We start from the raw sequence: 11,211 nt of genomic DNA on the forward strand, positions 1-11,211 counted from the left end.
TTTAAAATTTTAATACAACTTTTGCTTCTTTTATATCAGAAAAAGCAATCTCTTCTTTCTTCTGAACTGTATGCTTACCCTTACCAACTGGCTTAGGTTCCCGAGCCTTCCACTCAAGTGTAATAGACTCCTCATTAGCAGCAGTTAAATTCCCTTCGAATGCCATTTCCAAGGTTTTAACTTCCAATTTTCTGCCTATATTCTTTTTATACTGTCTTGGAAGCACTAATGGCGTTGTAGCGCCAGCAGATGTAACTTCCAAAGAAAAATCTTCTTCTTCTCTGTCTAGATTATGTTCTATTGCACGGCTAATATCCATACAGTCACTTAAGCTAACACCCTCATCACCGTCCAAAACCACTCTTATTTTATTATCAACACCGATAGTAAAATCTATTAAGAAAAGAGAGTCGTTTTCCTCTATTGCTTTGTTTAAAAGCGCTGTTACCTTATCCTTAAACATAACTCTTAGTACTAAAAGAGGGGACTCGAAGTCCCCTCATGAATACTTTTTATATCCGTTCAGTGGTGCAAATATACGATAATTCTATAGTTTGCAAAACTCGTCTTAAAAACAAAAAATCCCGACTATTATGTCGGGGTTTTTTATCTTATTATGTTGGCCCACAAGGACTCGAACCTTGAATGACGGTACCAAAAACCGGAGTGTTGCCAATTACACCATGGGCCAGTGCCAACTCTAACCAAACTTGCATTCGGTATTTAGAGCGTGCAAATTTAAAACAAACTTTTGTTTCGCCAAATAAATTCTTCACAATTAGAACGAAAACTAAGCGATATTCTTGTTAAAGGTTTTTGAAAATTACCTATGCATCTCTTTTTTATTTGGTAATTTCGCCCCAATCGGTAAAGTAAGTATTACATGTTTGCAAAAAACTTTGGAAAATGGGATACCATTTTGGGTTGGGTCGCTTTTTCAATTGCATTTATAACCTATTGTATAACCGTCGAACCTACCGGAAGTTTTTGGGATGCTGGTGAGTATATCACTACTTCGGCAAAACTACAAGTTGGTCATCCTCCAGGAGCTCCTCTACTACAAATGATTGGAGCGTTCTTTTCCATATTTGCTTTTGGAGATACCAGTAAGGTTGCATTAATGGTCAATGCAGTTTCTATAGTATCAAGTGCATTTACCGTACTTTTTATGTTTTGGACCATTACCAACCTTACTCGAAAATTAATCGTAAAAAAATCAAAGTTATCCAACAGCAATGCAATAGCCGTTCTTGGTAGTGGGTTAGTTGGCTCTATGGCTTTTACTTACTCTGACAGCTTTTGGTTCAATGCAGTGGAGACAGAAGTGTATGCGATGGCCAGTTTAATTATGGCGCTCTTATTATGGCTAGGGCTAAAATGGACAGACAATCTTGAGGATCAAAGAGGCAATAGGTGGTTAATACTTATGTGCTTTGTAGTTGGTCTTACTTTCGGAATTCAATTTATGGGCTTTTTAGCCATTCCTTCAATAGGCCTGTTGTATTTCTTTAAAAAATACAAAAAGACCACAGTTAAGAATTTTTTATTGGCCAATATCATTGTTATTGCCATACTAATGTTAGTTTATAAATTTTCGCTTACGTACGTTTTAAAAGTTTTTGGTTGGAGCGAAGTTTTCTTTATAAATCAAGTCGGTCTGCCCTTTAATTCGGGCACCATTATAATGGGCTTGTTATTTGTTGCCGTTTTTTATTTTGCGCTCCGTTATACAAGAAAGAACAATTACCATACAGCCAACACTATTGTGCTTTGCTTCATGTTTTTGATTCTTGGTTTTTCGTCTTGGTTGATGCTCCCCATAAGAGCAAATTCACAAACCGTAGTTAACGAAAACAATCCTGAAGATGCCCGTTCATTATTGGCATACTACAATAGAGAGCAATATCCTGGTGTTGAAAGTCCCTTCTACGGTGCTTATTATTCAGATACATTTGCTCCAGCTGGAGAGGATATTGATGATAAACCAAAATATGAAAAAGACAAAAAGCTGGGCAAGTATGTAATTGTAAACAAATACAAAAATGCGCTACAAGGCCCAAATAAAAAACATGTGGGACTACTCCCCCGTTTATGGAGCGATCAACACGCCGAAAACTACATGCGCTACTTTGGCCGATTGGATTTTAAAATAAAGCCGCGCTATATATCGGACAATCAACTTAGGGATGCCGTAAAACAGTTCAGGGAGTTTGAAGCCCAAGGTGAAATAGACACCGAACAATACATTCAATTTTTACGACAATTTAGCGAATACATTGAGGTTTTGCCTCCAAGTTTAGGACAGAACATAAAGTACATGTTCGAATTTCAATTCGGATATATGTACATGCGCTATTTCATGTGGAATTTTGTTGGAAGGCAGAATGATGTCCAAGGCAGGTATGATGAAAATGGCCATTGGTTAAGTGGGATTCCCTTTGTAGACAGTATAAGGCTTGGAAGTCAGGAAAATCTTCCAAGTGACATATTGGATAACAAAGCTAGAAATACGTACTTCTTTTTACCGTTACTTTTAGGAATCATAGGTTTGGTATTTCAAATTTCAAGGAATCCAAAACAATTTTGGGTACTCTTCGTATTCTTTATATTCACGGGGATCGCCATTCAATTTTACACTAATCCCTATACTTTTCAACCTAGGGAAAGGGACTATTCATTGGTAGGTTCTTTTTATATTTTCACCATTTGGATAGGCCTAGGTGTTTTTGGACTTTTTGAAGAAGTACGGAAATTATTGAAACCAAAACTATCCGCACCAATCGTCACCGCAATATGCCTATTGTCAGTACCGCTATTAATGGCATATCAAAATTGGGATGACCATGACCGTTCTAGCAGATATACCGCAAACTCTACTGCAAAAGCATATCTAGCTTCATGCCAGGAAGATGCAGGTTCCATTCTCTTTACAATTGGTGATAATGATACTTTTCCACTGTGGTACGTTCAAGAGATTGAAGGATATAGAACAGATGTTCGCACTATAAATACCAGTCTTTTTGCTACGGATTGGTACATAGATCAAATGAAACGGAAGGCCTACGAGAGCGACCCCATACCTTCTCAATTGACTCATGATAAGTATGCATATGGTACAAGAGATGCGGTTTACTCTCAAGATGTTGATGACTTGTTTGGCAAGGCTATTTCCGAAAGTCGTTGGAGTATTAAAGACTTTATGAATTGGATCGGGAGTGACAACCCACAGACCAAGTTCCGTTTTATCGTGGAAAAAAGCGGTGGGGATATGGATAAGTATTCTGAAAGTAATTTGGATATTGTTTACTACCCAACTAACAAAATCCGAATTCCAGTTAATAAGCAAAATGTTTTATCCAGTGGATTGGTAAAACAAGAGGATGCAGATTTAATTTTGGATTATATTGATATTGACCTTCCGAAAAGTGCATTGCCAAAGAATCGAATTCTGATGTTGGATATACTAGCCAATAATGATTGGAAAAGACCTATCTACTTCTCTGGAGGAAGTTTTGACAATGCTGAATATATTTGGATGAAGGAATATTTACAGTTAGACGGCCTCGTTTATAAATTAGTACCTATTAAAACTACAAATGATAGCCCTTATGAAATGGGGCGTATTGATACTGATTTAATGGCCAAAATTGTGGATAGTTGGGAATGGGGCAATGCTTCAAGTTCAGATATTTACCATGATCCACAAACTAGGTCTCAAGGACTTTCTTTTAGAAGTAATCTTGCTAGGTTGATGGAAAACCAACTTGCCGAAGATAAAATTGATGCTGCCAAAAAAACTATAGACATAGCTATGACCAATGTTCCATTTGAACACTATGGTTTTTATGCCTTTGTAGAACCTTTTGTAGATGGCTATTACAAGGTAGGCAGTCAGCAAAAAGCACGCGAACTCTTTAGTAAGCTCAAAAAAGTATATCAAGAGCGATTAGAATATTATGCTGGTATTCCTTTGGATGAACAGTACAATAAGATAGATGACATCTTAACAGATATGGAAGCATATCGGAGAAATATAGATATTCTTATTAGAAATAGGGACAGGGACTTTGCTGAAAAAGAAACCCTCATTTTTAACGAGTATATAGATAAGTTCACACAGTTTATTGGAGAAGAGGATCAAGAATATCTAAGTGAACCTCAAAATTTAGATCCTGATATGCAGGATACGATTCCACTTGATTCTATTCCAGCGGTAGAAGACAGTGCATTAATTCAAGAGTAGGGAAAGATAAACTTAGTTGGTGTACTCGCTTAAAATACCAATCAAGGTATTGGCGTCTTGTTCACCACTTTGTCGCCAAACCATTTCGCCCTTTTTGTATATCATCAAAGTAGGTAAACCCTTGATTCTTAAGGCTTGGGAAAGCTCCTTGTTTTTATCTACATCAATTTTTATGACCTTACCTTTATCACCAAGGGCAGCGGCAACATCTCTTAATACAGGATGCATTGAGGTTGATTGTTCATTCCAGTCAGCATAGAAATCTAATAATACTGGAACATTTAAGTCAATAAGTTCACCAAATTTAGACATGGCAAATAGGTTATGTTTCGCTTCAAAAGTAAGAAAAAATGTTAAAGTTATACGTGAAGTGAAGCCATTAGCAACTTGATATGCGTTAAATTCACGTTAAACCTTTCTTTTTAAGGGTGATGACCGAAATTTCTGGCCAAATTCCGAAGCGCCCCGGATAACCAATAAATCCAAAACCTCTGTTTACGTTTATATATTGGCCTAGCTCCTTGTACACACCGGCCCAATATTTATAACGCCATTTTACTGGGCTCCATTTAATAAATCCTGGAATTTCAACTCCAAACTGCATCCCATGAGTGTGGCCACTTAATGTTAAATGAAAATGGTAGTCATCATTTATTACAACATCTTCCCAGTGAGATGGATCATGGCTCATCAAAATTTTAAAGTCTTGCTCGTTTACTCCTTTTTTAGCTCGCTCCAAATCTCCTGCTTTTTTAAATCTACCTCTGCCCCAGTTTTCAACACCCAACAATGCAATTTTCTCTCCGTCTCGCTCTAGATAACGATGGGAATCCAGCAAAAGATCAAAGCCCATATTTTTCTGAAGATCTTTTAATTCCTGCAAATTTTTCGCTTTTGCTTCATCATTTTCCCAACCCACATAATCTCCATAATCGTGATTACCTAAAACAGAATACACACCATCTTTAGCACTGAGTGTAGCGAACAAATCTGCCCAAGGTTCCATTTCTTCAGTCTTATTATTGACCATATCTCCCGTGAACAAAATAACATCGCTCTTTTGTTCATTAATCAAGTCGATACCATATGCCACTTTTTTGCGATTATCAAAACTACCACTGTGCACATCTGAAATCTGTGTTATTTGATATCCATCAAAAGCGTCTGGTAAGTCATCAAACTCCAATTCGTATTTAAGCACCTTGTAGTTGTACTTTCCCTTGTACATTCCATATAAGAGAGCTCCAAACGGTAATGCTGCTAGACCTAAACCGATTGTACTCACAAACTTTCTCCTAGATGGAAAATAATTGGTATTTCCCTCTGCAAGTCCATTAATTTTATTGTAGATAAATGTAAAAAGGCGCACTATGTCTTCAACCAAAAGAAAAAAACCTAAGACTAAAGCAAACATTAAAAAGGAAAAGAATACCCCACCGGCAATAGCAGTACCTGGTTGTAAAGCTTTACCAGGAACATACTCTAAAACCTTATATATAAATAGTGATATAGCACCTAAAAACAATACTCCATATGTAAGTTGCAACCATTGGTTTTTAAATATGGTTTTAAATCCCTGAAAGCCATAAACAGCCAAAATGATGTAAATGATTGATAAGATGATAAGAAATCGAGACATGTATATTTTTTTACAAAGCTATTTTTTTTGAAAAAGGTTCACGTGCTTTTTCAATTTATTTAACGCTCTGAACTATTTGACGGATAACTTCAACGTTAGTTACAGCCACATGATGTTCTTCTAGATGTTTTTGAGAATTCATGGGCACTTTACGATTTATGGAAACTTCATTACCAAAGCTAGTCCCAGAAAGGTGAATCGCTTTAAAACCAATATGCATAAATTTTTTAATATTATTTAAATTCACCCCTGCCCCAGCCATAATAGAAATTTTGTCAGCAACTGAATTTAATTCTTTTAAAAGTTCAATTCCATTTTCTGCTGTTAAGTGTTTACCCGAAGTTAGAATTGTATCAACCCCTATGGCTTCCAATTTACTCAATACTTTCAGAGGATTAGAAACCCAATCAAAAGCGCGGTGAAATGTAAAATGCAATGGTTTTGATAATTCAACAAGTTGCTTTGTGCGCTCTAAATCCAAAGTAGCATCAGAATTTAGGACTCCTGACACTATTCCATCAACTCCAAGATTCTTACAGAACTCAATATCCTTTAACAGCACCTCGAATTCTGTTTTAGAATACGTGAAATGACCACATCTGGGGCGAACCAAAACATGGACTGGAATATTCACTTGTTCTTTTACAGCAGTAATTAAACCATATGAAGGTGTAACACCACCAACTCCCAACTCTGTGCAAAGTTCAATTCGGTTAGCACCTGCCTTTTCAGCATTAAGAGCAGATTGTAAAGAATTGGCACAAACTTCAATAAGCATATTGCTATATTTATTCAAGTTTTAAAAATAATCAACCCTACGATGAAAAGACGTAAGTTTTTAAAGAAATCCAGCCTTAGCACTGCCGGTATAGTCGCAACACCGATTATAGCTTCTTGCCAGAACAATTCGAAGAAAGATGAGATAGCACCTGTATCAGCTAAAATAAAACCAATTGTCATTTGTACATGGAATTTTATGAATGCATCTGCAAGAGCTTGGGAAGTACTAGAAGCTGGAGGCAGCTCTTTAGATGCCATTGAGCAGGGTGTAATGGTAGAGGAAGATGATGTGAACAATCAAACCGTTGGGACTGGCGGAAGACCAGATAGGGATGGAAATGTTACTTTGGATGCCTGTATTATGGATAAAGATGCAAATTGTGGAGCAGTATTGGCCATGCAAAATATAGCCAACCCTATTTCTGTAGCCCGAAAAGTAATGGAAGAAACACCCCATATATTTTTAGCTGGTAAGGGTGCAGAGCAATTTGCCTATGAGCAGGGTTTTAAAAAAGTGAATTTATTAACTGAGAAATCCAAACAAGAATGGCTGGAGTGGAAAAAAGAGTCCAATTATGAAACTCCTATTAATATTGAAAATCACGATACCATTGGCATGTTGGCCATTGATAAGAATGGAGATATTTCTGGCGGATGTACCACAAGTGGAATGGCTTACAAATTAGCTGGTCGTGTAGGTGATTCTCCTATTATTGGCGCTGGTCTTTTTGTAGATAATGAGGTTGGCGGTGCCACTGCTACTGGCGTTGGGGAGGAAGTAGTACGTACCGTAGGTAGTTTTTTAATCGTAGAGTTGATGCGGCAAGGAAAATCGCCACAAGAAGCTTGTGAAGAAGGAGTTAAACGTATCATTGCTAAAAATAAGGATAGAAAAGACTTTCAAATCGGTTTTATAGCTATAAATAAGTATGGTGAAACGGGAGGTTATTGTGTACATCCAGGATTTACTTATCGGGAATACTCCCAAAAAGGGCATGAAAATAGAACCGTAGAGAGCTTTTATGAAAAGACCTAAAATCAATTCACTTTTAGCGACAAGATTTCTAGGTTCTTGAATCTTTTTTCTACTTTTAAAAACTGTCAACTTTTTTAATCACTAACTGACAATTAAACAACATGTCTGACCAAAAAAGACTCTTTCTACTAGACGCCTATGCCTTAATTTTTCGCGGGTACTATGCATTGATAAAAAACCCGAGAATTAATTCTAAAGGCATGGATACTTCTGCTATTATGGGTTTTATGAATTCACTTTTTGATGTTATCAAACGAGAGAAGCCAGACCATTTGGCCGTTGCTTTTGATAAAGGAGGCAGTGTTGAGCGTACCGAGCTTTTTGAAGAGTACAAAGCAAACCGTGATGAAACTCCAGATGCCATAAAAATAGCTGTTCCCTATATTCAGAATATTTTAAAGGCTATGAAAATCCCAATCGTGGAGCTAGAAGGTTACGAAGCTGATGACCTTATCGGGACCATTGCCAAACAAGCTGAAAAAGAAAACTACAAAGTCTTTATGGTCACACCAGATAAGGATTTTGGACAATTGGTCTCTGAAAATATCTTTATGTACCGCCCAGCACGAATGGGAAACGGAATAGAAATTTGGGGCATTCCAGAAATTCAAAAACGATTTGGAGTAGAAAGACCTGAGCAAGTGATTGATTACTTGGGCATGATGGGTGATGCCAGTGACAATATTCCTGGTCTACCTGGTGTTGGTGATAAAACCGCCAAAAAGTTTTTGGAACAATTTGGTGATATGGAAGGGCTTTTAGCTAATACCGACCAGCTTAAAGGAAAAATGAAGGAAAAAGTAGAAGCCAATGCCGAACTAGGCAGACTTTCCAGAAAACTGGCCGAAATTAAAATTGATTGCCAGGTTACTTTTAACGCTGATGATTATGAGATGTGCGAGCCAGATGGCGCACAAGTGCAAGAAATCTTTGAAGAACTGGAGTTTAGAAGGCTAAAAGACCAGTTTATAAAAATATTCTCAAATGACATTGCAGATTCTCCCCCTGTGGGGGAGTCGGAGGGGGCTTCGAACACAATTACCTCCAAAAAGGTTAACACCGAAACTCAAGCAGCCGGTAGCGGTCAGTTTTCACTATTTGGAGGCAATCCGTCAGAATCTCCAGCAACTATTAAAGATGTAAATAGCAGAAATAAAATTGACGATGTTTCTCATTTTTACCAACTGGTACAACCTGGATTGGCAATGGAACTTTTCCTTAAAAAGTTACTAGATCAAACTTCGGTTTGTTTTGATACGGAAACCACATCTATAAATCCGTTAGAAGCAGAATTGGTGGGTATTGCATTTAGCTGGAATACTGGAAAAGGATTTTATGTGGCATTTCCTGAAGACAAGGAAACTGTTACTAAGCTTATTGAGCAATTACGTCCATTTTTTGAATCTGAAACTATCGAGAAAATAGGTCAGAACTTAAAATATGACATTAAAGTGATGCAGAACTACGGGGTTCAGGTCAAAGGAAAGCTTTTTGATACCATGTTGGCGCATTACCTCATCAATCCAGATATGCGGCACAACATGGATGTGCTTGCTGAAACTTACCTCAATTACACTCCTGTTTCTATAACTGAGCTTATTGGCAAAAAAGGAAAAAACCAGCTTTCTATGCGAGATGTTCCTATAGAAAAGCAAACTGAATATGCGGTTGAAGATGCAGATATCACCTTCCAATTAGCACAGCATTTTAGACCAGAACTTGCTGAGGCAAAAACGGAAAAACTATTTGAAGAAATTGAAGTTCCATTGCTACGGGTTTTAGCTGCTATGGAAAGTGAGGGAATTAATCTGGACAAAGAATTCTTAGGTTCCCTTTCTAAAGAATTGAATAATGACATCCAAAATTTAGAGAAAAACATTTATGAAGCTGCCGGTCAGGAATTCAATATTGGTTCCCCAAAACAATTGGGCGAGATATTATTTGATAAAATGAAGTTGGTAGATAAGCCCAAAAAGACAAAAACAGGTCAGTATTCCACTGCTGAAGATGTCCTGTCTTATCTCGCTAAGGACCATGAGATTATTCAAAACGTATTGGATTACCGTGGACTTGCCAAACTAAAAAGCACTTATGTAGATGCTTTGCCGGAACAAGTAGAAACCAAGTCTGGCCGGGTACATACCGATTATATGCAAACCGTTGCAGCAACTGGTCGATTGAGCAGTAACAATCCTAATCTGCAGAATATTCCTATCCGAACCGAACGAGGTCGTGAAGTGCGTAAGGCATTTGTGCCAAGGGACAAAGACTATGTTTTATTGGCTGCAGATTATTCTCAGATAGAACTACGGATTATCGCTGCTTTAAGTGAAGAAGACACCATGATTGAAGCCTTTAAAAATGGAATGGACATTCATGCTTCCACAGCTTCAAAAGTATTTAATGTACCTATAGATCAGGTTACCCGTGAACAACGTAGTAATGCCAAAACAGTAAACTTTGGGATTATTTATGGTGTTTCTGCCTTTGGTTTAAGCAATCAAACAGATTTAACTCGAGCTGAATCCAAAGAGTTGATTGACACCTATTACAAAACCTATCCAAAGCTCAGAAATTACATGAGCGAACAAATAGATTTTGCCCGTGATAACGGTTATGTACAGACCATTTTGGGTCGCCGACGCTATTTAAAGGATATTAATGGTAACAATCAAGTAGTGCGTGGGGCCGCAGAGCGAAATGCGGTGAATGCACCTATTCAAGGTAGCGCAGCAGATATCATTAAAATTGCGATGATCAATATCCACAACAAACTATCCGAAGGCAATTACAAAACCAAAATGTTGTTGCAAGTTCATGATGAATTGGTTTTTGATTGTTACAAACCAGAGCTCGAAGAAATGAAAACCCTCATTAAATCTGAAATGGAAAATGCTTATACCATGGCAGTTCCTCTAGATGTAGAAGTTGGGATTGGCGAGAATTGGTTGGAGGCGCATTAACTTCAGCATAAAACCATAGCCAAAAAAACTAGCAAAAAGTTGATTAAAAATACAGAACTAAATACACTTGCTTCAACTTATATGTTAATTATCTGTGTTAACTGCAAAATGCTTCTTATTTATTAAAAATTTAGCAATTATTAATTCTAATTTAACATTGAACTACAATTTTAATAGGTTAATCTTGGATTATTAAGATTTTATTAAGATTTTAGAGCCAGCTAATTCAAATAATCACTAAATGAAAACAAAACTAACTAGGGTTTTAATACCCTTATTTATGTTGTTCGCTATTTTATCTTATGGACAACAACAAACAATTTCAGGTACTGTTACTGACCAAAACAATCTTCCGCTTCCGGGTGTGTCCATTGTTATTGTTGGCACCTCTAATGGTACGCAAACAGATTTTGATGGAAATTATTCCATAACTGCCAATGTTGGGCAGGTAATTCGATTTTCTTACATAGGCCAAAGAACGGTCGACAGGACCGTTGGATCAGCCAGTACTATAAACGTACAGATGGAAGAGGACGCGCAGGCGCTTGAA

At 37.3% G+C, this 11,211-nt stretch carries 8 protein-coding genes and 1 tRNA gene; 4 read left to right on the forward strand and 5 right to left on the reverse strand.

The window, feature by feature from the left end:
* Nucleotide 1 precedes the first annotated feature (1 nt).
* Nucleotides 2–463, reverse strand: coding sequence for a ribosome assembly cofactor RimP (gene rimP / locus AACP56_RS16790; RefSeq protein ID WP_339338637.1), 462 nt, complete (start codon nucleotides 461–463; stop codon nucleotides 2–4).
* 156 nt (nucleotides 464–619) lie between these two features.
* Nucleotides 620–691, reverse strand: a tRNA-Gln gene (locus AACP56_RS16795).
* 192 nt (nucleotides 692–883) lie between these two features.
* Here AACP56_RS16795 and AACP56_RS16800 point away from each other — a divergent pair.
* Complete coding sequence (locus tag AACP56_RS16800) at nucleotides 884–4,243, forward strand: glycosyltransferase family 117 protein (RefSeq protein WP_339338639.1); 3,360 nt, start codon at nucleotides 884–886, stop codon at nucleotides 4,241–4,243.
* 12 nt (nucleotides 4,244–4,255) lie between these two features.
* On the opposite strand, the gene AACP56_RS16805 is transcribed toward AACP56_RS16800, so the two are convergent.
* The 3 genes from AACP56_RS16805 to AACP56_RS16815 all read right to left on the reverse strand — a co-directional run bounded on the left by AACP56_RS16805 (nucleotide 4,256) and on the right by AACP56_RS16815 (nucleotide 6,660).
* On the reverse strand, nucleotides 4,256–4,555 hold the full coding sequence (locus tag AACP56_RS16805; protein ID WP_339338641.1) for a thioredoxin family protein: 300 nt from the start codon (nucleotides 4,553–4,555) through the stop codon (nucleotides 4,256–4,258).
* A 91-nt stretch (nucleotides 4,556–4,646) separates the two neighbouring features.
* The gene (locus AACP56_RS16810; protein WP_339338643.1) at nucleotides 4,647–5,882 is read right to left on the reverse strand and encodes a metallophosphoesterase; all 1,236 of its coding nucleotides are present in this window, start codon (nucleotides 5,880–5,882) and stop codon (nucleotides 4,647–4,649) included.
* Nucleotides 5,883–5,937: 55 nt separating this feature from the next.
* Entirely contained in the window at nucleotides 5,938–6,660 is a 723-nt protein-coding gene (locus AACP56_RS16815; RefSeq protein WP_339338645.1) for a copper homeostasis protein CutC, read from the reverse strand.
* A gap of 42 nt (nucleotides 6,661–6,702) precedes the next feature.
* On the opposite strand from AACP56_RS16815, the gene AACP56_RS16820 reads away from it, so the two are divergent.
* The 3 genes from AACP56_RS16820 to AACP56_RS16830 all read left to right on the forward strand — a co-directional run.
* A complete protein-coding gene (locus tag AACP56_RS16820) occupies nucleotides 6,703–7,698 on the forward strand; it encodes a N(4)-(beta-N-acetylglucosaminyl)-L-asparaginase (protein WP_339338647.1) in 996 nt (331 codons plus the stop codon).
* 101 nt (nucleotides 7,699–7,799) lie between these two features.
* Complete coding sequence (polA, locus tag AACP56_RS16825; protein WP_339338649.1) at nucleotides 7,800–10,661, forward strand: DNA polymerase I; 2,862 nt, start codon at nucleotides 7,800–7,802, stop codon at nucleotides 10,659–10,661.
* Between the two features lie 241 nt (nucleotides 10,662–10,902).
* On the forward strand, nucleotides 10,903–11,211 hold a 309-nt coding region (locus AACP56_RS16830; RefSeq protein ID WP_339338651.1), incomplete at its 3' end, for a carboxypeptidase-like regulatory domain-containing protein.

The sequence above is a fragment of the Croceitalea sp. MTPC6 genome (genome assembly GCF_036985525.1).
In the GTDB taxonomy this organism is placed as follows: Bacteria; Bacteroidota; Bacteroidia; order Flavobacteriales; family Flavobacteriaceae; genus Croceitalea.

Coding starts and splice junctions, on each gene's coding strand:
- rimP (WP_339338637.1), bottom strand. CDS start 463: ATGTTTAAGGATAAGGTAACAGCGCTTTTAAACAAAGCAATAGAGGAA.
- AACP56_RS16800 (WP_339338639.1), top strand. CDS start 884: ATGTTTGCAAAAAACTTTGGAAAATGGGATACCATTTTGGGTTGGGTC.
- AACP56_RS16805 (WP_339338641.1), bottom strand. CDS start 4,555: ATGTCTAAATTTGGTGAACTTATTGACTTAAATGTTCCAGTATTATTA.
- AACP56_RS16810 (WP_339338643.1), bottom strand. CDS start 5,882: ATGTCTCGATTTCTTATCATCTTATCAATCATTTACATCATTTTGGCT.
- AACP56_RS16815 (WP_339338645.1), bottom strand. CDS start 6,660: ATGCTTATTGAAGTTTGTGCCAATTCTTTACAATCTGCTCTTAATGCT.
- AACP56_RS16820 (WP_339338647.1), top strand. CDS start 6,703: ATGAAAAGACGTAAGTTTTTAAAGAAATCCAGCCTTAGCACTGCCGGT.
- polA (WP_339338649.1), top strand. CDS start 7,800: ATGTCTGACCAAAAAAGACTCTTTCTACTAGACGCCTATGCCTTAATT.